The sequence below is a fragment of the Pseudoduganella sp. GW821-FHT05F09 genome, from assembly GCF_059419605.1.
The window spans coordinates 846,505-870,065 of the sequence record NZ_JBWKSD010000001.1 but is presented as its reverse complement, the minus strand read 5'-3'; the positions used below and the strand labels follow the sequence as shown (position 1 = coordinate 870,065).

General features: G+C 66.0%; 20 protein-coding genes. 16 read left to right on the top strand and 4 right to left on the bottom strand.

What is annotated here, in order from left to right:
* Positions 1-4: 4 nt before the first annotated feature.
* The gene (locus AC07S4_RS03665) at positions 5-1,084 is read right to left on the bottom strand and encodes a LacI family DNA-binding transcriptional regulator (RefSeq protein WP_494985295.1); all 1,080 of its coding nucleotides are present in this window, start codon (positions 1,082-1,084) and stop codon (positions 5-7) included.
* Between the two features lie 161 nt (positions 1,085-1,245).
* Here AC07S4_RS03665 and AC07S4_RS03660 point away from each other — a divergent pair, with 161 nt between their 5' ends.
* Genes AC07S4_RS03660 through AC07S4_RS03650 form a run of 3 tightly spaced genes read left to right on the top strand, consistent with a single transcriptional unit; the run spans position 1,246 to position 4,267 of the window.
* Positions 1,246-2,343 (top strand): endo-1,4-beta-xylanase, encoded by a 1,098-nt coding sequence (locus AC07S4_RS03660; protein WP_494985294.1) that lies wholly within the window; start codon positions 1,246-1,248, stop codon positions 2,341-2,343.
* A gap of 19 nt (positions 2,344-2,362) precedes the next feature.
* Positions 2,363-4,024, top strand: a complete 1,662-nt coding sequence (locus AC07S4_RS03655) for a glycoside hydrolase family 43 protein (RefSeq protein ID WP_494985293.1) — start codon at positions 2,363-2,365, stop codon at positions 4,022-4,024.
* Between the two features lie 60 nt (positions 4,025-4,084).
* On the top strand, positions 4,085-4,267 hold the full coding sequence (locus AC07S4_RS03650; protein WP_494985292.1) for a hypothetical protein: 183 nt from the start codon (positions 4,085-4,087) through the stop codon (positions 4,265-4,267).
* Here AC07S4_RS03650 and AC07S4_RS03645 read toward each other — a convergent pair whose 3' ends face one another.
* Together AC07S4_RS03645 and AC07S4_RS03640 are read right to left on the bottom strand one after the other, a co-directional pair.
* The gene (locus tag AC07S4_RS03645; protein WP_494985291.1) at positions 4,268-6,253 is read right to left on the bottom strand and encodes a TonB-dependent receptor; all 1,986 of its coding nucleotides are present in this window, start codon (positions 6,251-6,253) and stop codon (positions 4,268-4,270) included.
* A 77-nt stretch (positions 6,254-6,330) separates the two neighbouring features.
* The gene (locus AC07S4_RS03640) at positions 6,331-6,627 is read right to left on the bottom strand and encodes a hypothetical protein (RefSeq protein WP_494985290.1); all 297 of its coding nucleotides are present in this window, start codon (positions 6,625-6,627) and stop codon (positions 6,331-6,333) included.
* 207 nt (positions 6,628-6,834) lie between these two features.
* Between AC07S4_RS03640 and AC07S4_RS03635 the strand changes: the two genes are divergently transcribed.
* On the top strand, positions 6,835-7,005 hold the full coding sequence (locus AC07S4_RS03635; RefSeq protein ID WP_494985289.1) for a DUF3606 domain-containing protein: 171 nt from the start codon (positions 6,835-6,837) through the stop codon (positions 7,003-7,005).
* On the opposite strand, the gene AC07S4_RS03630 is transcribed toward AC07S4_RS03635, so the two are convergent.
* Positions 6,989-8,782 carry a DUF885 domain-containing protein gene (locus AC07S4_RS03630; RefSeq protein WP_494985288.1) on the bottom strand — a complete coding sequence of 598 codons (1,794 nt, stop codon included), beginning with the start codon at positions 8,780-8,782 and terminating at the stop codon, positions 6,989-6,991. The genes AC07S4_RS03635 and AC07S4_RS03630 overlap by 17 nt on opposite strands.
* 326 nt (positions 8,783-9,108) lie before the next feature.
* On the opposite strand from AC07S4_RS03630, the gene AC07S4_RS03625 reads away from it, so the two are divergent.
* The 12 genes from AC07S4_RS03625 to AC07S4_RS03570 all read left to right on the top strand — a co-directional run bounded on the left by AC07S4_RS03625 (position 9,109) and on the right by AC07S4_RS03570 (position 23,558).
* Positions 9,109-11,502 (top strand): TonB-dependent receptor, encoded by a 2,394-nt coding sequence (locus AC07S4_RS03625; RefSeq protein ID WP_494985287.1) that lies wholly within the window; start codon positions 9,109-9,111, stop codon positions 11,500-11,502.
* Positions 11,503-11,521: 19 nt separating this feature from the next.
* Positions 11,522-12,574 (top strand): LacI family DNA-binding transcriptional regulator, encoded by a 1,053-nt coding sequence (locus tag AC07S4_RS03620; protein ID WP_494985286.1) that lies wholly within the window; start codon positions 11,522-11,524, stop codon positions 12,572-12,574.
* Between the two features lie 43 nt (positions 12,575-12,617).
* On the top strand, positions 12,618-13,373 hold the full coding sequence (locus AC07S4_RS03615) for an SDR family NAD(P)-dependent oxidoreductase (RefSeq protein ID WP_494985285.1): 756 nt from the start codon (positions 12,618-12,620) through the stop codon (positions 13,371-13,373).
* Between the two features lie 17 nt (positions 13,374-13,390).
* Positions 13,391-15,400, top strand: a complete 2,010-nt coding sequence (locus tag AC07S4_RS03610; protein ID WP_494985284.1) for a DUF4962 domain-containing protein — start codon at positions 13,391-13,393, stop codon at positions 15,398-15,400.
* An 11-nt stretch (positions 15,401-15,411) separates the two neighbouring features.
* The gene (locus AC07S4_RS03605; protein WP_494985283.1) at positions 15,412-16,359 is read left to right on the top strand and encodes a sugar kinase; all 948 of its coding nucleotides are present in this window, start codon (positions 15,412-15,414) and stop codon (positions 16,357-16,359) included.
* A gap of 81 nt (positions 16,360-16,440) precedes the next feature.
* Positions 16,441-17,718, top strand: coding sequence for an MFS transporter (locus AC07S4_RS03600; protein ID WP_494985282.1), 1,278 nt, complete (start codon positions 16,441-16,443; stop codon positions 17,716-17,718).
* Entirely contained in the window at positions 17,715-18,551 is an 837-nt protein-coding gene (locus tag AC07S4_RS03595) for a GDSL-type esterase/lipase family protein (protein ID WP_494985281.1), read from the top strand. Before AC07S4_RS03600 ends, AC07S4_RS03595 begins: the two co-directional genes overlap by 4 nt.
* Positions 18,548-19,384: a fumarylacetoacetate hydrolase family protein gene (locus AC07S4_RS03590; RefSeq protein ID WP_494985280.1), complete on the top strand. Its 837-nt coding sequence runs from the start codon at positions 18,548-18,550 to the stop codon at positions 19,382-19,384. Before AC07S4_RS03595 ends, AC07S4_RS03590 begins: the two co-directional genes overlap by 4 nt.
* Before the next feature lie 44 nt (positions 19,385-19,428).
* Complete coding sequence (locus AC07S4_RS03585) at positions 19,429-20,181, top strand: polysaccharide lyase family 7 protein (RefSeq protein WP_494985279.1); 753 nt, start codon at positions 19,429-19,431, stop codon at positions 20,179-20,181.
* Positions 20,178-20,900, top strand: a complete 723-nt coding sequence (locus tag AC07S4_RS03580; RefSeq protein ID WP_494985278.1) for a ribonuclease activity regulator RraA — start codon at positions 20,178-20,180, stop codon at positions 20,898-20,900. Before AC07S4_RS03585 ends, AC07S4_RS03580 begins: the two co-directional genes overlap by 4 nt.
* Before the next feature lie 48 nt (positions 20,901-20,948).
* A complete protein-coding gene (locus AC07S4_RS03575) occupies positions 20,949-22,358 on the top strand; it encodes an aspartate kinase (RefSeq protein ID WP_494985277.1) in 1,410 nt (469 codons plus the stop codon).
* Positions 22,359-22,367: 9 nt separating this feature from the next.
* A complete protein-coding gene (locus AC07S4_RS03570) occupies positions 22,368-23,558 on the top strand; it encodes a YbfB/YjiJ family MFS transporter (protein WP_494985276.1) in 1,191 nt (396 codons plus the stop codon).
* Positions 23,559-23,561: the final 3 nt, after the last annotated feature.

Sequence of the window (23,561 nt, the reverse complement as noted above, 5' to 3'; positions counted from 1 at the left end):
AGGACTAATAGGACAGCAGCGTCGGCGCATAGGCCCGCGCGGGCGGCCGGACGCGCGGCGGCGCGTCGGACTGGCGCCGCACCAGCGTGAAATCGACGGACAGCTGCTCGACCTGGCAAGGCGTGTGGTTGCGCCTGGCCTGCACCTGCCGCACCAGGCAGCGCACGGCGGCTTCCGCCATGGCCGCCGTGGGCTGGCGCACCGTGGTCAGCGCGGGCCAGATGGTGACGGCCAGCGCGGTATCGTCGAAGCCGGCCACGGTCAGGTCGCCCGGCACGTCCAGCCGCTGCTGGTGCGCCACCGCCACGGCGGCCGCCGCCATATCGTCATTGCTGGCGAAAATGGCGGTCGGCCTGTCGCTCAGGGCCAGCAGCTGCTCGGCCGCGTCCAGGCCGGAGCGGTAGTTGAACAGGCCGGGCACCACCAGTTCCTGCGCCAGCTGGCCGCCGAAGTCGCGCAGCGCGGCCTGGTAGCCGGCCAGCCGCAGCGCGCTGCAGGACTGGGCCGGATTGCCCATCACGAAACCGATGCGTGCATGGCCCAGCTCTATCAGGTGGCGCGTCATCTGGTAGGCGGCGGCGTGCTCGTCGATGCCGATGGCGCTGACGCGGGGATCCGGCCGGCCGCAGGCCACCACCACCAGCGGCAGGCCCGACTCGGCCAGCAAATCGACAATGTCGGCCCGGTCGCACAGCGGCGGCGGCAATATCATGCCGTCCAGGTTGCTGTCGGCGAAGCGCTGCGCCTGCTGCAAGGCCTGGGCGCCCTCCTCGCACGGCTCCACGAACAGCTGCACATTGTTCAGGCTGGCCTGGCTGAGCAGGCCAAGCAGGAATTCCGCCAGGTAGGCGCCGCTCGGTTTGCTGTACAGGAAACCGACGCGTATGGGCTTCTGGCCCGCAATGCTGCGCGCCTCGGGATTGGGCGCGTAGCTGAGCGCTGCTGCTGCGGCCGCCACCTTTTTGCGCGTGCTGCCGCGCACCGTGTCCCTGCCGTTCATGACACGCGACACCGTCATCGGCGACACGCCGGCCAGCCTGGCCACGTCCATCATGTTGGGAATGCGTTTGCTTTCCGAGTCCATTCAGGCAAATCTTTATGAAAAAAATTGATATAACATCATAATCCGAAATAAAATGAATTGCGCTATCATTACATATAAAAAATCCAACAAGGAGACATATGACTACCCGCATGAATACCGGAATAACTACCCAAACAACTACGCGACGCAGCGCCCTGCACATGCTCGGCGCAGCAGCCGGCGCCCTTCTGCTGCCGCCCATGGCGCTCGCAGCACCCCCTGCAGCCGGTCCCGAAGCGCTGAAAGACATCGCAGCGAGGAAAGGCATGCGCTTCGGGAATGCGCTCGGCAAGGCCGGCGGCCCCGCCTACCGCGAGCTGATGGCGCGCGAGTGCAATTTGATTGTCGCCGAAAACGAGACCAAATGGCCAGCCTTGCAGCCGCGCCCCGGCCCGCACCAGTTCGCGGTACCGGACGAGATGTTCGCCTGGGCTAAGAAGGAAGGCATGGCCGTGCGCGGCCACACGCTGATCTGGCAGTCGCCGAAGTGGCTGCCGGCCTGGGTCAACGCCTACGACTTCGGCGCGCAGCCCAAGCAGGCCGCCGAGCGCCTGCTGGCGGAGCATATCAAGGCGGTGTGCGGCCACTTCGGCAAGGACATCATCAGCTATGACGTGGTGAACGAGGCAGTCAACCCCGCCGACGGCGCGCTGATCGACAACGTGTTCAGCCAGCGCCTGGGCGCCGTGGGCGAGATCGACCTGGCCTTCCGCCTGGCGCACGAGCACGCGCCGCATGCGCAGCTGGTCTACAACGACTATATGGGTCCCGGCGCGGGCAGCGCCAAGCACCGCGCGGGTGTGCTCAAGCTGCTGCAGGACTTGCGCGCACGCGACACGCCGGTGCACGCGCTCGGCCTGCAAAGCCATATCGGCGACTCCCTGCCGCCTGCAAACACCGCAGCCGGCAGCGAGTGGCGCAAGTTCCTCGACGAAGTGACCGGCATGGGCTACGACCTGCTGATTACGGAGTTCGACGTGAACGACCGTAAGCTGCCGGCCGATTTCGTCCAGCGCGACGCGGGCGTGGCCGCGCTGGCGCGCGACTACCTGGACCTCACGCTGAGCTATCCGCGCTGCCGCGACTTCCTGCTGTGGGGCATGGCCGACCACGTGAACTGGCTGCAGACCTGGAAGGAAGCCGCGCGCCCGGACGGCAAGGCGCAGCGCCCCGCCCCGTTCGACGAGCAGCTGCGCGCCAAGCCGCTGCGCGACGCCATCGCCAAAGCCCTGCAGGACATGCCGCAGCGCGCCGCCTGACACTACTTGAACATCAACCATGCGACTTAAAAACACACAGCTCTGCACCGCGCTCGCCTGCGCGCTGCTCTCCACCGCAGCCCAGGCCAGCGACGCGCGCTTCGAACGCTTCAGCTACGAAGGCCGCACGCAGGAGACTGCGCAGCCATCGGCCGGCGAATTCCGCAACCCCATCCTCTCGGGCTACTACCCGGACCCGTCCATCACCCGCGTGGGCGAGGACTACTACCTGATCAATTCCTCCTTCACGCACTACCCCGGCCTGCCCGTGTTCCACTCGCGCGACCTGGTAAGCTGGAAGCAGATCGGCAACGCCATCGACCGTCCCGGCCAGTTCAACTTCCAGGGCCTGCGCTCCTCGCGCGGTATCTTCGCGCCGGACATCTCGTACAACAAGGGCGTGTTCTACATTGTCACCACCTGCGTCGATTGCGGCGGCAACGTGGTGATGACCGCGTCCAATCCGGCCGGCCCGTGGTCCGACCCCAAGCCGGTGAAATTCGGCGGCATCGACCCGTCCATTTTCTGGGACACGGACGGCAAAGCCTATATGGTGAACAACGGCGATCCGATTGAAAAACCGCGCTATGATGGCCACCGCGCCATCTGGGTGCAGGAGTTTGATCCCAAGACCCTGTCCATGGTCGGCGAACGCACGCTGATCGTGAACGGCGGCGTGGACATCTCCGCCAAGCCTATCTGGATCGAGGGGCCGCACCTGCTCAAGCGCGGCGAGTACTACTACCTGATCGCGGCCGAAGGCGGCACCGGCGACCAGCACTCGGAGGTGGTGTTCCGCTCGTCCAGCGTGCGCGGACCGTTCACGCCCTACGAGCACAATCCCATCCTGAGCCAGCGCTCGCTGGACGGCAAGCGCGCCAACCCGGTGACCTCGGCGGGCCACGCCAAGTTCGTGCAGACGCAGAACGGCGACTGGTGGGCTACCTTCCTGGCCACGCGCCCTTACGACGGAGACCTCTACAACATCGGCCGCGAAACCTTTTTGCTGCCGGTGACGTGGAAAGACGGCTGGCCCATGGTGCTGGAACCTGGCAAGCGCATTCCCTTCACCGCACCCAAGCCGAATTTACCGGAACAGCCGCGCCCCGAGCTGCCCATGTCAGGCGACATCGCCTACGCCGACGAATTCACCGGCGCAGCCCTGTCCACGCAATGGATAGGCGTGCGCACGCCCGCCGTGCCGTTCTACAAGCTGGAACAAGGCGCGCTGGCGCTGACTGCGGGTGGCCAGCTGGGCGACCTGAAAAGCACGCCGTCCTTTATCGGCCGGCGCCAGCAACACCATATCGCCAAAGTATCCACCACGCTGAGCTTCCAGCCGCAGCGGGACGGCGACCGCGCGGGCCTGGTGGCCTACCAGAGCGACGAGTCCTATCTGTTCTACGGGATCAGCCGCATCGCGGGCAAGAATGTGCTGGCCTTGTACACGCGCGCCAAGGCCAGTGAAGATGTGCTGGTCGCCAGCGCTCCGTTCGAGGGCGACAGCGTGGCGCTGACCGTGCAGGCGGACGGCGGCAAGATGGCGTTCAGCTATACCGCCGCCGGCAAGACCGAAACCCTGGCCGACAAGGTGGACACCACCTTCCTCTCCACCCGCAAGGCGGGCGGTTTTGTAGGCACCGTCATCGGCCCCTACGCCTGGCGCGCTAAGGCGAATTGAGAGCGGGGGCATGCTAGAATGGCCTCTTGAAAAAGACGCAGTTTCAAGAAGCTGTTCCGCATGCCCCCTCTCCCCATGATCTGGACCACGTACTGGTCCGCCGCCTTGCTGCTGCTGGTGTTCCTTGCTTTTGGATGGTGGTGCTACCGCGCGCACCGCAAAGGCGGCGGCGCGAAGAAGCTGCCGCGCTCGGGCTCCTATACCAAGCGCAGGCCGAGGCGCAGGCGCGCCTCCAAACCCTAGTTAGAACTTGGCGCGCACGCCGAGCACAATATTGCGGCCAGGCAGAGGCGCAATGTCCTTGAGCACCGACGTCGACATGCGGATGTCTTCGTTCAGCAGATTCTTCGCCAGCATGAACCACGTCAGATCCTGGCTGCCCAGGCGCTGCGTGTAAGACAGGTTGGCGTTGAGCTGGTTGTAGGAGCCGGTCGGCGTGGTCTCGAAGGAAGCCAGACGGTCCTGGCCATTCGCGTGCACCAGCGACAAACCTCCGCGCCATGCACCTTCGCGGTAGCCCACGCTGGCGCCGACGCGCGTTGCGGGCTGCAGCGGCAGGCTGCCCGCGCCATCCAGCTTGCCTTTGGACGTATCCGCAAACAGGCGGCCGGACCAGCCGCTGCCCTGCGCGTTGTAGGTGATCTCCGCTTCCGCGCCCTTGATGGTGGCCTTGGCCTGCTCGAAGATGCGCTCGCGCAGTTCGTCGCCCGGATTGCCTTCCTCATCCAGCAGCCTGCCGGTGATATGCCCGTAGATAAAGTCGCGCACCTTGTTGCGGTAGGCATTGGCCTTCCAGCGCACCAGGCCCGTGTTCTTCTCCAGGCTCAGTTCCACATTGCGCGAAGCCTCTTTCTTGAAGTCCGGGTTGCCGACGTCGAAGGTGACCGTGGCGTCGTGCGGGCCGCCGGAGTACAGCTCCTCCGTGGCCGGCGCGCGCTCGGAGTACGAGAAGGTGGCGCCCGCGCCGTAGCCCGGCGTGAAGGTCCACAACGCGCCCAGCGAACCGGAGTTCAGGTTGAAGGAGCGGTCCTGGCCGGTGACCGGCTTGCGCTTGACGGATTCCACGCGCCCGCCGGCGCTGAGCAGCACGGCGCCGACTTTCGCCTCTTCCACCAGGAAGCCCGCCGTGGAAGTCGAATGCGTGACAGGCACGGTATCGGCCGCGCCGTCCGGGCTGAGTGCGGAGAAGTGCGTGTTCTCGGTCTGGAAGCCGAAGGTGCCGTGCATGCCGGCGATAGGCTCGTGCGCCAGCTCCGCGCGCGTTTCCAGCGAACGGTTGTTGAAGATCACCACCGGCTCGTTGCTTTCATCGAGCTCCGCGTGCTCGTAAGAGGTGTAGCCCGCCTTGAACTTTAAGGTTTCGAATCCGCTGAAGGGCTTGTGCACCAGGCTGTCCAAGTCGTAGCGGGTCTGCTTCTGGTCGATCTTCGAGCCTTCCGCGCTCGGAATGCCGTACACATTGTCCAGGTGGGACACGGACGCGCCGACAAAGCCCCAGTCGGCGATATAGGAAGTGCCCGCGCCAACGTTGCGCTCGCGCGTGGCCGAATGCGCCAGGCGGCCGGAACCCGAGGCCGGGTCGTTGGCGATGCGGGTTTCCGGAATCTTGTAGTCGTCCGCGTTGCGCAGATTGCCGTCCACGTGCAGCGCGAACTGGCCCGCTGCGCCGTCCACGGTGCCGGACAGGTTCTTGCCGCTATCGACAGTGCTGTAGCGCGCTTCGACCTGGCCGGTGAGCTGCTTTTCCAGCGCGGTGGGAATGCGTTCATTGACCACGTTGACCAGGCCGCCGATTGCGCCGGAACCGTACAGCAGCGCCGCAGGGCCGCGCAAAATTTCGATCTGGCGCGCCACCGCGCCTTCGGCCGCCACCGCGTGGTCGTTGGACAGGCCGGAGACGTCCGAGACGGCCATGCCGTTCTCCAGCATCTTCACGCGGGCGCCTTCCATGCCGCGGATGATGGGGCGCGAGGCGCCGGCGCCGAAGGCCGACGCGGACACGCCCAGTTCCTGCGACAGCGTGTCGCCCAACGAGCTGCCCATCTTGTCGCGCAGCTCGTCGCCGGCCAGCACTTTGGCGGGCGTGAGGATCTGGTCCCCCTCGGCGGTTTTAAAGGGATTGGCCGTGACCACGACCTTGGGAACGACAGGGTCGCTGGTCTGGGCGGAAGCAAAAGACGAAATGGTGGACAGGACCGCCGTGGCGATCAGGGTACGGGTGAACATCATGTGAACCTCAAACAAGAATTGACGTAAAGCGGCCGCGCGCCTTCCCGGCGCGCATGCCTTGCTTGGTGCGATTTCTGTCAGAGGACCGGTGGAGCCCGGGATTGGAATACGACGGTGGCGAAGCGCTCGCGCGCCTGCACGAACAGCTGCGCGGGCAGCAGCGGCTTGCTGGACTGCGGCTCGAAGCGCTGCAGCGAGCCGTTGATGGCGAACGCCAGCTCGGCAGCGGCCACGCACTGCAGGCAGATGTGGTCCACCACCGCGCCTTCGGTCGTCGCGCCGGAGGCGGTCAGTATCTCCCCTGCGATGTTTTTTTGCGCCGGCGTCCAGTGCGTATAGCCGTGCGACATCGCCACCTGTTGCGACATCAGCAACAGGTAAGCTATCAGCAGGGGCACTATGCGGCGTAACACGTCAGGCAATTCGCTGGGAGGGAAAACGCGTATTCTAACCGCGATTTTCCATTCTTCCTATCACGCCGCACATTCTTGCGCCGAATGTGCGTTATCGCACAGAAGTGCGCCCGCCCCGCCGCTACAGTGATGCCCCTGAAATATGGAGCATTACTCATGGCGGAAAATTTGGTAGATCTGTTTCAGCGGGACCGCTCGCGCATCCACGTGGACAAGGAATGGGAAGTGGCTTACTGGAGCAAGAAGCTCGGCATACCGAGGGAAACCCTCGTTGAGATCGTCAACGAGGTTGGTCCGGTAGTGGAGAACGTGGTGCGGAAGATTAAGAGCCTGCACTAGCCTTTTGGCTGGCCAGCCAGCGGTCCACGGCCGCCTCCAGCACGCTGAGCGGCACCGAGCCGTGCGACAGCACTTCGTCGTGGAAGGCGCGCAGGTCGAATTTCGCGCCCAGCTGCTTCTCGGCGCGGGCGCGCAGTTCGCGCAGTTTCAGCTCGCCGATCTTGTAGCTCAGCGCCTGGCCCGGCGCGGCGATGTAGCGTTCCACTTCCTGCACCGCCACCACTTCGTTCTGCGGCACGTTGTCGATGAAGTAGGCGATGGCCTGCTCGCGCGTCCAGCCCTTGGAGTGGATGCCGGTGTCGACCACCAGGCGCACCGCGCGCCAGATCTCGGCCGACAGGCGGCCGCACCACTGCCATGGATCGTCGTACAAGCCCATCTCCTGGCCCAGCATTTCGCTGTACAGGCCCCAGCCTTCGCTGAAGGCGCCGGTGCCTTCGTTGCGGCGGAAGGCCGGGAAGCCGGTCTGCTCTTTCGCCAGGCTGATCTCGAAGTGGTGGCCGGGAATGGCTTCATGCAGGAAGAAGGCCACCGTGGTGAAGCGGGTGCGGGTCTCCGGCTTGTAGGCGTTGTAGTAGAAGATGCCGGGACGCGAACCGTCCGGCAGGCCGGCGAAGTACTGCGCCGGCGCGGCGCTCACTTCGCGGAACGATTCCACCGGGCGCACTTCGAACGGGGTCTTGGGAATCTTGCCGAAGAACTGCGGCGTCTTCGCTTCCACGCGCGGGCGTAGGCCTTCGTAGGCGGCCTGGATCTGCTCGCGGGTGCTGAAGCGCTGCTCAGGCGCGGTGTTCAGGTGCACGAAGAACTCTTTCAGCGTGCCTTTGAAGCCCACGCGTTCCTTGGCCTGCTCGAACAGCGCGCGGATGCGGGTCACTTCGTTCAGGCCTATGGTGTGGATCTCGTCCGCCGTCAGCGAGGTGGTGGTGGAGCTGCGCACCTTGGAGTCGTACCACGCCTTCCCTTCGGGCAGCGCGCCCAGGCCCACGGTTTCGCGGCTGGCGGGCAGGTAGCTGTCGCGCATGAAGGCCAGCAGGCGCTGGTAGGCCGGGGCGATCTGCTCGCCCACCAGTTTGGAATAGGCGGCGGTCAGGCGAGCCTTGTCGGCCTCGCTGAAGTCCTGCGGGAACTGGCGCACCGGCGCCATGTAGACGCTCTTGGCCAGGTCGGCCGTGCCCAGGTTTTCCAGCTGCGGCAGGATCTGCTTGGTGACGATCTTGGGCTGGACCACGCCGCGCGCGATACCGGCGCGCATGTCGGCGATCATGGCGTCCGCCGCCGGGGCGAAGGCGGCGGCGCGCGCCAGCCAGTTGTCATAGTCCTTCACCGTGGCGAATGGCTGCGCCAACTTGCCGGAGCCCAGCTGCGCGAACAGCAGGTGCAGGCTGAAGGTCTGGTTGATGGGAATAAGCTGCGAGGGGAAGCGCATGTCGTCCAGCGACTGCTGCAGCTTGTAGCGCAGCAGATCGTAGCTGATGCGGTCTTCGGCGCCCAGCTTGGCGGGGTCGTATTCGGCGGTGCGGGCCAGGTATTTGTCCGCCAGGCGCTTGCGCTCGGCCAGCGCTTCCTGCGACGTCACCGGGCCAAAGCGGTCGTTGAAGCGGTTGTCGCCGTTGAAGGTGGCGCTGATGGGGTTCGCTTTCGAATACTCCTCCCAATACTCGGCGTAGATCTGGTTCATTTTCTCCGGCGTGGCGGGCGCGGCGGCGTGCACCAGCGTGGGCGCAAAGGCGAGCAGGCCGGCGCTGAACAGGAGACTGGAGAGCGAAATTTTCATGGGCGGTGGCGGTGAGAGTGGCTGAACCGCATATATTTGCATAGAACCATCATTGTGGAAACAGAAAAACACCGGGCCAAATTTTTGTTGACTTCGTTTTTCTTTGCTTTAAGATTCACTGCAACGTTACAGTAAAACGATTTACCAGCTACCCAACGAGGAAATCTTCGAAGTAAGAGGCAAGATTTTCACGATTGGGTTTCTTTTGAACCATTCACTGTAACGATACAGTAAACCGTTACACAAACGGTCAAAGCAGCTTATACTGATTCAAAAAAGACCTATAAGGGAGACAGAAGATGATAAGTAATGGAAGGCCAGATGCCATGCAGCATCGCCCCACCCCCATCGCCATGGCGGCCGCACTGCTGCTGATGGGCGCGGCCGCCCCCGGCCAGGCGCAGCAAGCGCCTGCCGCCGGCGAGCCGCTGAAACTGGAGACCGTGGTGGTTTCCGCCAACCGCCGCATCGAAAAGCTGGAGGATGTGCCGCAGTCCATCACGGTGCTGGGCGAGGAGTACATGCAGCGCAACAACGTGCGCGAGTTTAACGACATCGTCAACCTGACGCCCGCGCTGTCGATTTCGGTCGGCACCCAGGTTGGCACCAACAGCATCAATATGCGCGGCATCGGCACCACGTCGAACAACCTGGGCATCGAGGGCGACATCGCCGTCATCATCGACGACCTGCCCTACGCCCAGCCGCAGCAGGCTTTCAAGGACCAGGCCGACGTGTCGCGCGTGGAAGTGCTGAAAGGCCCGCAAAGCACCATGTTCGGCAAGAGCGCCATCGCGGGCGCCGTGGTGATGACCACCAAGCCTATCGGCGCCGGCCCGATGAAGACCAATGTGAGCCTGTTCCGCAGCTCCGACGACGAATACCGCGCCACCGCCGCCCTCAGCGGCCGCCTGTCCGACGACGTGGCCATGCGCCTGTTCGCCAGCAAGACCAACTTCCCCGGCCTGCTGAACAACCTCACCACCGGCAAAAAGCAGAACGGCTCCGGCGGCAAGAGCTTCGTCACCAAGTTCCTGTGGAAGGTCAATAGCGACGTGGACGTGATGGTCGCGCCGCAGTACGACCACTCCCTCTCCACCGGCAACACTGCAGCCATCACGTCCATCGATCCCGGCGTGGGCTACCTGTACAACAAGGCCTACACGGCGCTGTCGAATACCGAAGTCCTGCGCGGCATCACGCCCAGCGCCACCAACCGCGACATCCGCAACGATTCGCCGTCCGGCCTGGAGTCGACCAACCGCGGCGTCGGCGTGCGCGTGAACTACCAGTTCCCGGAACGTACACCGCTGGCCGGATATGCGCTGACGTCGATCTCCTCGGTCGTCAAAAACCTGTCCAACGACTTCCGCGACAACGACAACATCGACCTGGTTTCCACCTTCTACCAGCTGAACCACGCCGGCAAGCCTTCCGGCATCAACGCCAAGGCCGAAATCAACGGCACCAGCGACAGCAAGACCTCCACCCAGGAGTTCCGCCTCACGTCCCCGGACGAGGGGCAGCTGCGCTACCTGGTGGGCCTCTGGTTTGCGCGCAACAGCCTGTACCGGACCTACTACCGTGGCAACCCCTTCGTGAAGGAAACCAACTTCACCAACTACGAAACCTCGTCGTCCAACCTGAACCGCGCCTTGTACGCCAACGGCAGCTGGGAATTCGCATCGCGCAACACGCTGACGGCCGGCGTGCGCCTGAACCGCGAATCGAACAACTACATGTTCCACACCATCGACAGCCTTTCGTCCAGCGCGCCGAACAATATCCACACGGGTGAAAACCTCTACGTGGCGCCGCAGCACGACGAAAACGGCATTACCGGCAAGCTGGCCTACACCTACCACTTCACGCCGGACGTGATGGCCTATGGTTCCGCAGCCACCGGCCGCAAGGGTGTGGCGTATGACATGACCAGCGGCGCCAACAACGTCAACGTGTTCAAGCGCCTGCCGCTGGCCGCCGAAACGGCGGACAGCTTCGAACTGGGTTTCAAGGCCAACCTGTGGAACAACCGGGCCACGTTCAACGCGGCGGCCTTCCGCACCCGCTTCCACGACTACCAGACTTCGGCCACCGAGCGTTTCTCCGACGGCAGCCAGGCCAGTGTGCTGTACAGCATTCCGTCGCTGCAGACCAAGGGCTTCGAAGCCGACACCACCGTCCTGCTGACGCGCGAACTACAGCTGAACGCCAGCCTGGCCTTTACCCGCGCCACCATCCTGAACTGGACGCAGGGACCGTGCTACAGCGGCGCCACCGACTGCACCGTGCCGAACGCGCTGGTGCCCGGTGCCTTCCTGCGCGACGCCAGCGGCGGCGGCATGCCGAACGCGCCGAAGTGGAAGCTGAGCGCGGGCGCCGAGTACCGGCTGCCGGAGGGCCTGCTGCCCTTCCGCACCGCGTTCAACATGCAGTGGCGCACCCAGTCGCGCGTGCAGGGCGCCATCAGCCAGGATCCAAGCCTGAACCGCCCCGGCTATGGCATCGTCGATCTGGGCGCATCCATGTCGGATAACAAGGGCAAGTACAAGCTGTCGGTCGGCGTGAAGAACGTGGCCGACCACCACTACGCGTCGGGTAACGTCGGCTCCTTCCTGAACTTCAAGAAGACCTCCGGCCCGGACATCAAGTCCCTGGGCTGGCAGCCGGCACGCGACGCCTTCCGCTACTTTACCGTCCGCCTGGACGCGGCATTTTAAGCAAGCAATCAAGGGAATCATGAGCGAACCAAAAATTCAGGATGTAGCGCGCCTCGCCGGCGTGTCCACCTCCAGCATCTCGAACTTCCTGAACAACAGGATGGGACAGATGCGGCCGGACACCCAGCTCAAAATCGAGCAGGCCATCAAGCAGCTGGGCTACCGTCCCAACAATGCGGCCCGCCAGCTCAAGACCGGGGTGGCCGCCATGGTGGGGCTGCTGGTGCCTTCGCTGGCCAACCAGTTTTTCGGTTCGCTCGCCTGCGCGGTGGAAGCCGCCGCAGCGCGGCATCAATGCCACGTCATGACCTTCAGCACCTTCCGCGATCCGGAGCGGGAGCGCGCGGTGATGGCCGACCTGCTCGCCTACGGCGTGCAGGGCATCATCACCGGCTCGGCGCTCAGCGACACCGACCACCTGGCCGCGATCACCGCGCGCTGCCCGGTGGTGGCCTTCGACATCAAGCAGACCGACGAGCACCACAAGAAGATCAGCACCATTTCGGTCGACAACGCGGCGGCCACCGCGATGGCGGTGGCGCACCTGGCCGCGCTGGGGCACCGCTCCATCGCCCTGGTCACGCCGCCGCCGTACACGCTGAACCGGCAGGAGCGCGTGCGCGGCTTCCAGCAGGCGGTGGCGCAGGCGGGCATCGCGGGCGAGCTGGTGATCGCCGACGCCACCGACGCGCCCAGCGATCCGCACGGCGACACCCAGCTGTTCGAAATGGGGCGCAGCGCGGCGGCGCGCCTGCTGGCGGCGCCCGGCAAGCCTACGGCGGCCATCGCCATCAACGACATGATGGCGATCGGCATCGGCATCGGACTGAAACAGCTGGGCAAGCAGATCCCGCAGGATTTCTCGCTGATCGGCATTGACGACATTTTCTTCTCGGCGGCGCACGACCCTCCACTGACCACGCTGCGCCAGCCGATACAGGCCATGGCCGATGCGGCGGTGCAGCGCATCCTGGCGCCGTCGGCGGCGCCGGGGGGCGAGCTGTTTGCGCCGGAACTGATCGTCAGGGCGTCGACTGCGGCGCCGTTTGGCGGGTTACGCGCTCCGCGCTAACCCGCCCTACGCAACTACAACCTAACTTTTTAGAGAGACTATTATGGAACTGATCGGCAAACGCGCCCTCGTGATGGGCGGCGCATCGGGCATCGGCAAAGCCACTTCGCTGGCACTGGCGCAAGCGGGCGCGGACGTGGTATTGACCTACTGGAGCAGCGACGCGGAGGCGCAGGAAATGGTGGCGCAGATCCGCGCCATGGGCCGCCGCGCCCAGGCCATCAAGGCCGACCTGACCGACGCCGCCGTGGCCGAACAGGTGTATGCGGAAGCCGAAGGCGCCATCGGCGAGATCGACACGCTGTTCGCCAACATCGGCGGCCTGATACAGCGCTGCCGCGTCGTCGACATGCCGCTGTCGCTGTGGAACGAGTCCATGAACCTGAACCTGACCAGCACCTTCCTGATCTGCCAGGCCGCGCTCAAGCGCATGGAGCCGCGCAAGAGCGGCGTGATCGTCACCATGTCCTCGCTGGCCGCGTTCGACGGCGGCGGTCCTGGTTCGGCGCACTACGCCTCGTCCAAGGCGGCCGTGGCCACCTTCACCCGCGCGCTGGCCAAGGAAGTCGGCCCGCTGGGCATCCGTGTCAACGGCGTCTCGCCCGGCCTGATCGCCACCCGCTTCCACGACACCTTCAACACCCCGGCCAACCGCCTGGCCATCGCCGAGCGCACCCCGGCCCGCCGCGAGGGCGAACCGGCCGACGTGGCCAATGTGGTCGTCTTCCTCGCGTCCGAACGCGCTGCCTTCCTGGCTGGTGAAATCATCCAGGTCAACGGCGGCCTCGGCCTCTACTGATCCGCACCGGAGACTCCATGAAACCGAACATCAAACGGCGCCAATTGCTCGGCACCGCAGCCATCGCCTTGCCTGCCTTGGGCGGCGGCATCGGCATCCCGTCCGCCTTTGCGCAGGACGCGCGCGAAGCGCTGGGCACAAAACAGGGAGCGGCCGCCACCGGCGGCGTCCATCCCCTGACGAAGCTGATGCAGCAGCATCCGGCCCCGCTGCGCGCGGAACTGAACGGCGTGCATCCACGGGTATTCACCACGGCGGCGGGCCTGGAGCAGCTGCGCCAGCGCGCGCGCGGCAGCCACCGCGCCATCTGGCAGAAGGCGCTATCGGGCCTGGTCGCCATGCGCGCCGAACCCGAGGCCTCGCCTGCGCAGACGCGCCGCGCCCAGAACACGGTCGGCATCGGCATGGTGGGCGCCGCCCTCGCCTACAAAATCGAGGGAGACGCGCGCTACCTGGAAGCGGCCAGGCGCTATATGGATGCGGCCGTCAGCTACCCGGTGTGGGGCTACACCTACAGCAAGCCGGACATCGACCTGGCGGCGGGCCACCTGCTGTACGGCCTGGGCACGGCCTACGACCTGCTGTTCGACGTGCTGAGCGCGGACGAGCGCACGCGCTACCGCGAGAAGCTGGTACGCCAGGCCCGCATCATGGCTGCGCACTTCAACCCCAAGCCGGGCAAGTCCTACTCCTATAGCCAGAACCACTGCTTCATCCCGATCTCCGGCCTGGCTGTCGCAGCCTATGCGGTGTTCGACGAGGTGCCGGAAGCGGCCGGCTGGGCCTCCCTGTCGCGCGCCATCTTCACCCAGGTCCTGGCGGTGGCCTCGCCGGACGGCTATTTCTACGAGGGCGTGGAGTACTGGATCTTCTCCATGCCGTGGATCGTCCACGGGCTGGACGCCTTTGCCCACGCGGCGGGCGACGATATGTACGACCTGCCCGCGCTGCGCAAGGCGCATCTCTACATGGCGCATTCGATCACGCCCAACGGCCAGGACATCTTCGACTTCGGCGACGCCTTCGAAGGCCCCGTCACGCGCTCGCGCGTGGGCCACGAGCCGGACCGCACCCACCCGGGCGGCAAGCTGCACTCCAACTACAACCTGCTGTACCGCCTGGCGCAGCGCTTCGGCAATCCCGAGGCGCAGGGCGTGGCCGCGTGGATGGACTCGCTGGGCCATATCTGCGCCGAGGACTTCTGGTCGCTGCAATGGTACGAGCCGTCGATTGCCGCCAAGCCGATGTCGGCCATCCCTCCGCAGCACCACTTCGACGACCTGGGCACGGTGTACTGGCGCAGCGACTGGAGCAGCAAGGCCACCGCCTTCGCCTTCCGCGCCGGCCCGCCGGAAGGCCACCATGCCGCATCGCTGATCGGAAAAATGCCGGACTGGCACCTGTCCATGGGCCACTCCCACCCGGACGCCGGCAGCTTCATCCTGTTTGGCGGCGGCAGCTACCTGACCGGCCCGAAGGGCTATGCCGGCATCCCGAGCAGCAAGATCAGCAACACGCTGCTGGTGGACGGCCAGGGCCAGGCCAACGAGGGCGGCGGCCACGACGCGTTCGAGGGCTACCCCTACGCGCGCCTGGACAGCATCCGCATCACCAAGCTCACGCTGGGCAAGGACCACGCCGACATCACGGCCGACCTGACGGGCGCCTACCGTCCCGAGCTGGGCGTGGAAAAACTGGAGCGGCGCTTCAGCTTTGCGCGCGGCGCATGGACCACCAGCGACACCATCAAGGCCGGCAAGCCGGTGGTGCTGACGGCGCAAGTGCATGGCGACCGCGAAATCAGGCAGCTGGGCGAGCACAGCTTCGTCATTGAAGGCCAGCCGTCGGCGTTGAAGGTGGAGGCGCGCACCAAGGCGGCGAAGGCCGTGGTGGAACCAGGCTTCGTTGTGTCGGCCGGTCCTCCAGGCAATGTCGACAAGGGGCCGAAGCAGCAGCGCGGCAACGTGCTGCGCATCTCCCTGCCCGCCAGCCAGCAAGCCACGCTGGTAACAGGCATGAAGTTCTGAAAAGGCGCGCCATGGACCAAGCGATATCGAATCCCGACGTGGTCACTGTCGGCGAGGCCATGGCCTTGCTGATGGCGCGCCAGCCCTTGCCGCTGGACGAGGTGAGCGCGTTCGAGCGCGCCACCGCCGGCGCCGAGCTCAATGTGGCGGTGGGCCTGAGCAGGCTGGGATACAAGGTCGGCTACATCAGTGCGCTGGGCACGGACAGCCTGGGCCGCAATCTGCTCAGCTTCATGCAGGCCGAAGGCCTGGACCTGCGCCATGTGCGGCTGGACCCGCAGCACCCGACCGGCTTCATGCTCAAGTCCATGGCGCTCGACGGCAGCGATCCGGAAGTGGAATACTTCCGGCGCGGCTCGGCCGCCAGCCGCCTGTCGCGCGCCGACATCCCGTCCGGCGCCTACCAGCAGGCGCGCCTGCTGCACCTGACCGGCATCTCGCCGGCGTTGTCGGACAGCTGCCGCGACATGGTGCTGACCATGGCCGCGCAGGCGCGCGGCGCCGGCCGCATGGTCAGCTTCGACCCCAACCTCAGGCCGCGCCTGTGGCCCTCGCAGGAGGCGATGACAGAAACCGTCAACGCGCTGGCCAGCCTGGCCGACCTGGTGATGCCCGGCCTGGAGGAAGGCCGGCTGCTGACCGGCCACAGCGAAGCGGCCGGCATCGCGGACTTCTACCTGGCGCGCGGCGCGCGGCAGGTGGTGGTAAAGCTTGGGCCGCAGGGCGCGTACTATGCCGGCCCCGAAGGCCGGGGCGTCGCGCCCGGCGTGCCGGTGCCGAAGGTGGTGGACACCGTGGGCGCCGGCGACGGCTTCGCGGTGGGCGTCATCAGCGCGCTGCTGGAAGGGCTGCCGCTGGCGCAAGCTGCGGCGCGCGGCAACGCGGTGGGCGCGCGCGTGGTGCAGTTCCGGGGCGACTGCGAAGGGCTGCCGACGCGCAGCCAGCTTGGCCTGCAATAACAAGAGCGCGCACCGCCCCGGCGAGGGCGGGCGCGCAAAGAACTATAAAGACAAATTCAGAGACATCTTGGAGAAACGCGCATGGGAACTATGAAAGGTTTGCGCTGGCTAGTCATGACGCTGGTGGCCGCCGCAACAATTATCAACTACATCGACCGCTCGGCCCTCGCGGTCATGTGGCCTGGCATCGCGGAGGATCTCGGCCTGGACAAGCGCGATTACGCCAACATCGTCACCGTTTTCCTGATCGGCTACGCCATCGGCCAGACGCTGTTCGGCAAGCTGTTCGACGCGCTGGGAACGCGGATCGGCTTCATCCTCTCCATACTCGTATGGTCGGTCTCCATCGGCCTGCATTTCGTGGCGCGCTCCGCGCTGTCGTTCGGGCTGTTCCGCGCGCTGCTGGGCGTGGGCGAGGCGGGCAACTGGCCCGGCGCCACCAAGGCCGTGGCCGAATGGTTCCCGGTGCGCGAACGCGCGCTGGCGCAGGGCATCTTCGGCGCAGGCGCATCGCTCGGCTCCATTATCGCTCCGCCGCTGATCGCCTGGCTGTACGCCTATGTGGGCTGGAAAACCACCTTCATCCTGATCGCCGCCCTCGGCTTCTTCTGGGTCGTGCCCTGGCTGATCATCTACAAGTCCGGCCCCGCCGCCCACCCGTGGATCAGCGAGGAAGAGCGCAACTACATCCTGACCGGGCAAAAAACCGAGACCGCCAGGCAGGCCGAGTATGTACCGACGCTGCCGCAGCTGCTGCGCCACCGCCAGAGCTGGGGTGTGATCGTCGCGCGCTTCTTCATCGACCCGGTCTGGTGGCTGTTCGTGGCCTGGCTGCCGCTCTACCTGAACGAGAAATTCCACTTCGATGTGAAGCAGATCGGCATCTTCGCCTGGGTGCCCTACGTTGGCGCCGCGATAGGCGCGCTGTCCGGCGGCTGGCTGTGCGGGCGCCTGCTGCAGCGCGGCTGGAGCGTCAACCGGGCCCGCAAATCCGTGATCGCCCTGGGACTGGCGCTGATGCTGCCCGCCCTGCTGTTCAGCGCGACGGCGGACACGCCGCTGCTGGCGGTGCTGTCGATTGCGGTGATCCTGTTCGGCTTCCAGGCAGCCATCACCAATATCCAGACGCTGCCGAGCGACTTTTTCAGCGGTAAAACCGTGGGTTCGCTGGCAGGCCTGAGCGGCACCTCGGCGGTGCTGGGCGTGATCATCTGCATGCAGCTGGTGCCGTCGATCACCGCGGGCGGCAACTACACGCCCTTCTTCGTGCTCGGCGCGCTACTGGTGCCGCTGGTGTTCCTGGCGGTCTGGCTGGGCGGCGACGTTGCACCGGTCAAGCCCCGCGAGGCCGCACAATGAGCGCCCTCCTCCGCAAACAGCTGCTGTCGGCGCTGGCAGCCGCATGCGCGCTCTGCTTCACCGCGCCGCCCGCGATTGCGCAAGCGCCGGTCCAGCAGGACGAACCCACGGCAGCCGCCACGGCGGCAAAGCCGCGCCTCAGCGCCTCGGAAGCTTTCGAGAAGCAGGACAACGGCCAGTTCCTGCAACTCCACGCGCGCTTCCTTGCGCGCGCAAAAAGCGGCCCGGTCGGCCTGCTGTTCCTGGGCGATTCGATCACGGCCGGCTGGCAGCGCGCGCCGCACATCTGGGAGGCCTATTACGGCAAATACCAGCCCGCCAACTTCGGCATCGGCGGCGCGCGCACGCAGAACCTGATCTGGCAGATCGAGCACGGCGAACTGGAAGGTATCGCGCCCAAGGTAGCGGTGCTGATGATGGGCACCAACAACAGCCTGGATTACAGCGCGGAGGAAATCGCCGCCGCCGACCGCAAGATCGTCGCCATGGTGCGCGCCAGGCTGCCGCACACCCGCATCCTCGTGCTGGGCATCTTCCCGCGCGGCCCGCGCGACGCCAAGGGCGGCCCCGTCACGCCCGCCGCGATCGAGGAGGCATCCAGGCGCATGGCCACTATCGCCGCAGTCAACCGCGAGCTGGCGACGCTGGACGACGGCAAGACCATCCGTTTCCTCGACATCGGCGCGGTATTCCTGGGCCAGGATGGTCGCATTCCGCACACCATCATGCCGGACCAGCTGCACCCCGTCGCCGCAGGCTACCAATTGTGGGCGGACGCCATGCAGCCGCTGCTCGACAGCATGATGAAAGAACCGAAGAAGGACGAAAAATGAAACTGCTACGCGTAGGCGCCCCCGGCGCCGAAAAACCGGCGGCGCTCGATGCGCAAGGCCGCATCCGCGACCTGTCCGCCCTGGTGCCGGACCTGACGCCGGACTGGCTGTCGCCTGAACGGCTGCGCGCACTGGCCGCCGTCGACCTGGAACAGCTGCCGGTACTGGACGCGGGCATGCGCATAGGCGTACCCGTGGCCGGCATCCGCCAGTTCATCGGCATTGCGCTGAACTACCGCAGGCACGCCGAAGAATCCGGCCAGGCGGTTCCCGCCGAACCCATCGTCTTCAACAAGGCCATTACATCCCTGAGCGGTCCGGATGACGCCATCGTCTTGCCTCCGGGTTCGGAGCACACGGACTGGGAGATCGAGATGGGCATCATTATCGGCAGCACCGCGCGCAGCGTGCCGCAGGCGCAGGCGCTCGGCCATGTGGCGGGCTATTGCCTCGCCAACGACCTGTCGGAGCGCCACTGGCAGAACCACCGCAATGGCCAGTGGTGCAAAGGCAAGAGCTTCGATACCTTCGGCCCCATCGGCCCCTGGCTGGTCACGGCCGACGAGATCCCGGATCCGCAGGCGCTGGATATGGAGCTGACCGTGAACGGCGAACGCAAACAGGCCAGCAATACTTCGGACATGATCTTTCCGGTCTCCTTCCTCGTTTCCTACGTCAGCCAGTTCATGACACTGCTGCCCGGCGACGTGATCGTCAGCGGTACGCCCGGCGGCGTAGGCATGGGGCTGAAGCCGCCGCAGTACCTGAAACGCGGCGACGTGGTGCGCCTGGCAATGGACAAACTGGGCACGCAAACCCAGGTGGTTGCGTGATGGGCGCGCCGCGCGCGCTCGCGCTGCCTTTGCTCTGCTGGTCCATGCCTTTTTTCTGCGCCGCGCTGCCTGCGGCCCAAGCCACTGCGCCCGGCGCTTTCACGCCCGCGCCGGCGCTGCAGGCCATATTCGAGGCCGAAGGGGAAGCGCCGTATCCGTCCCCCTATGCCGGCACCCTGAACTTCAGCGCACTGCAATCGAAATACGACTCGGGCCATGGCCACGGCTACCGCAACGAACTGAAAGTCGCGACTAAGCACAGGCTCAGCGCGGCGGCAACGGACGAACGCTTCTCCGCCCTTGTCACGGCCACCATGCCGGCGGGCGCCAAGACCATCGTCGCCCAGTACCACGCCGAGGGCCTGGATACACTGCTCAAGGTCTACGTGCAGGACACCGCCGACAGCAAGGCCCTCGACGGCCAGGCCGGCAACGGCGTGTTCGATGTGCTGGTCCGCATCAAGGGCCAGGACGGCAAGGAAACCATGACGGCGCTGGGTACGGTCCGCTCGGGAGAAAGCTTCGGCCTCGATATCGGCGTCTCCGGCGGAGAAGCAAGCGTTGCCGTCAACACCGGCAAGCACGGCGCCGTGCACACTGTCCCCACGCGCATCAAGAACACCGGTGAAAACATCTACTTCAAGTTCGGCGACTACCTGCAGGCACTCGATCCCGCCACGCAGGCCCACACCACGGACCACGAAAAGTGGGACCAGTATTACCAGCTGAACCGGATAAACAGCAGCCAGGTCCGGTTCAGCCAGACCATTTTCCAACGCGGCAGGAGCCAGCCATGACCCATGAACTGCATCCAGACACCCTTGCCACGCTAAAGACCGTCAGCACCGCCACCCTCACGTCGCTGCTCTACAAGCGAGGCTTCCGCAACGTCTTCATCCAGGGCGCGCGGCCGCTCAAGCCGGGCCAGCGCCTCGCGGGACCCGCCTACACGCTGCGCTACATCCCCTCGCGCGAAGACCTGGACGGCATCGAAGCCTTCCGCGATCCGCGCCATCCGCAACGCGTGGCGGTCGAAGAAATACCGGCCGGCGCGGTGCTGGTGATGGACTGCCGGGGCGACGCGTCGGTGGCGTCGGCCGGCAGCATCCTCGCCACGCGCATGCAGGTTCGCGGAGCGGCCGGCATAGTCACCGACGGCGGCCTGCGCGACGCGGCGGGCATCGCAGCACTGGACATGCCGGCATGGTGCTCCGGCCCTTCGGCGCCGACCAACCTGATACGCCACCACGCGCTGGACATCAACGTCCCCATCGGCTGCGGCGGCGTGCCGGTCTACCCCGGCGACATCATGGTGGGCGACGACGACGGCGTGGTCTGCGTCCCGCTCCACCTGGCCGACGAACTGGCGCGCGAGGCGGTCGAGATGGAACGGTTCGAGGAATTCGTGCTGGAAGAAGTGGCTCGCGGCGTGTCCATCATCGGCCTGTATCCGCCGACGGCGCCCGACACCCGCTCGCGCTACGAGGCATGGGTGGCGCAGAAGGCCGCTGGCTAGCAGGCGCGCCATCGGCTATGATATCCCGGTCTATCAGGGAATCCAATCATGAAAAAAATCGTTGTCAAATTCGGCGGCTCCAACCTTCGGCGGCCCGAAGACATCGACCGCGTGGTCCATGTCGTACAAACCTACAACCGGCCATTGGTGCTGGTGGTGTCCGCTTTCTTCGGCATCACCAATGCGCTGGTCGACTGCGTGCAGGCGGCGCGCGAAGGCGCCGGCACCATGTCGGCGCTGGCCGAAAGCCAGGACTACACGCTGGCGCTGCGCGCGCTGAAAAAGCAGATTCTTGAGGCGAACATCGCCGACCCCGCGCTGCGCGCCCGCACCGAGGCCGCGCTGAATGCGCGCCTGGACCAGCTGACGCGCTTCCTGACCGGCATCCATTACATCGGCGACGTGCCGGACTTCGTCAACGACGTTATCCTCAGCTACGGCGAGCGCCTTTCCAGCCTGCTGCTGACGGACGTGCTGCAAAGCCGTGGCATCGCCGCGCGCGAAGCGCTGCCGGAGGACATCGGCCTGCTCACCGACGGCGTGTTCGGCAATGCCGCCTGCGACTTCGAAGCCAGCGCCGGTCCCGTGTCGCAGGCGCTGGCGGGCGACGGCGTGGTCGTCGTGCCGGGCTTCTACGGCGTCAGCCGCGACGGCAAATCGACGCTGTTCGGACGCGGCGGCTCGGACTACTCGGCCGCCTCCATCGCGCGCTGCATAGGCGCGGAATCGCTGGACGTGTGGAAGGACGTGGACGGCTTCCTCAGCGCCGACCCCGGGGCCGTCAGCGCGCCCCATTCCATCGCCAAGCTGCATTATCTGGAAGCCGCCGAGCTGTCCTACTTCGGCGCCAAGATCCTCCATCCGCGCACGGTGGAGCCGCTGTTCGACCAGGCCATCCCCATCCGCATCCTGAACATCACCAAGCCCGAACTGGGCCTGCATCCCTTCACCGTCATCGACGCCGAGCGCACCGTCACGCACGACGTGGTGAAAAGCGTGTCCTCCAGCGACGACGTCGCCATCCTCAAGCTGCATGGCCCGGGTGTGGGCTTCAAGCCGGGCATCCTGGCCGAAGTCACGACCACGCTGGACCGCCACGGCATCAACATCAAGAGCGTGCTGACGGCGCAAACCGCCATCAACGTGCTGCTGGCGCGCGGCCACCTGGAGGCGGCCTACGAGGCGCTGATGGAACACCATTTGGCTGGCGTGGTCGAAGTGAGCCGCAACGACGCTGTGGCCATTGTGGCCGTGGTGGGCGATGGCGTGCTCGATGCGTCCAACGTGGGCAGCGCGATAGCCAGCAGGGCCTTGTCGGCGGCACTGGCGGGCGGCGTGCGCGTTACGCTGGCAGCGGCGGGCGCCAGCGAAGTGGCGGCCTACATGCTGGTTGACCGCGACGACCGCCGCCTGGCCCTGCGCCTGATACACGACGAGTTCTTCGGCCGGCCCGGCTGAAGCGCCTGAATGGCTGACCAGACCCATTCCCGGCCGCATCCGCTGCTGACGGCGCTTGCGCTGTCACTGGCGGCGGCCGTCGCGCTTGGGCTGTCCCGTTTTTCATACGGCCTGCTGCTGCCGCCCATGCGTGCGGACCTGGAATGGCCCTACCTGCAAGCGGGCGCGATGAACACCTGCAATGCGCTGGGCTACTTCCTCGGTGCGCTGGCCACACCGGCATTGATGCGCCGCCTGGGCGTGTGGCGCTTGATGATAGCGGGCTGCATCCTGGCCAGCCTGTTCATGCTCGTCTCGGGAGCCGTAACCGGCGCAGCGGCGCTGTTCCTGCAGCGCCTGTGCGCGGGCGTGGCCAGCGCTTTCGTCTTTATTGCGGGCGGCGTGCTGGCGGCGCGGCTGGGCTCCATGCACAGCGAGCGCGCGGGTTTCTATATCGGACTGTATTACGGCGGCACGGGCTTCGGCATCGCGCTGTCGGCCTTGCTGGTGCCGGCGGCGCTGGGCGCCGCGCAGCAGCACGGCGTGGCGCACGCGTGGCAATGGCCCTGGCTGGCGCTGGGCATTGCCTGCCTGCTCGCGACCGCCGTCATGGCCGCCCCCGCGCGGGCCATAGGCGAGGCGCCCGCAGGCCAGGGCGGCAAGCAGCGCTTCGCCGTGCGGGACTTTGCCTTTGGCCTGAGCGGCTACTTCATGTTCGGCGTTGGCTACATAGGCTACATGACTTTCGTGATCGCCCTGCTCAAGCAGCAAGGCATGAGCGCGGAGCTCATTACGCTGTTCTACACCTTGCTGGGACTGGCGGTGGTGGCGTCCTCGCGGGTCTGGGCGGGCATGCTGGACCGCTTCAAGGGCGGCGAATCGCTGGCGATATTGAACGCCCTGCTCGGCGCCGTCACCATCCTGCCCGCGCTGACCAGCGCGGCGCCCATCGTCTTCATCTCCGGCATCGTGTTCGGCGGGGTGTTCCTGTCGGCTGTGGCGTCGACCACGGCGCTGGTGCGGCACAATCTGCCGCAGGAGTCCTGGTCGGCGGGCATCAGCGCGTTCACCACGGTGTTCGCGCTGGGCCAGATCATCGGGCCAACGGTGGTGGGCTGGATCGCGGACGGCCCGGCCGGCCTGGAACGCGGCCTGATCGCCTCCGCAGTGGCACTGTTCATCGGCGCGGGACTGGCGTCGCGGCAAAAAGCCCTGCCTTGACGC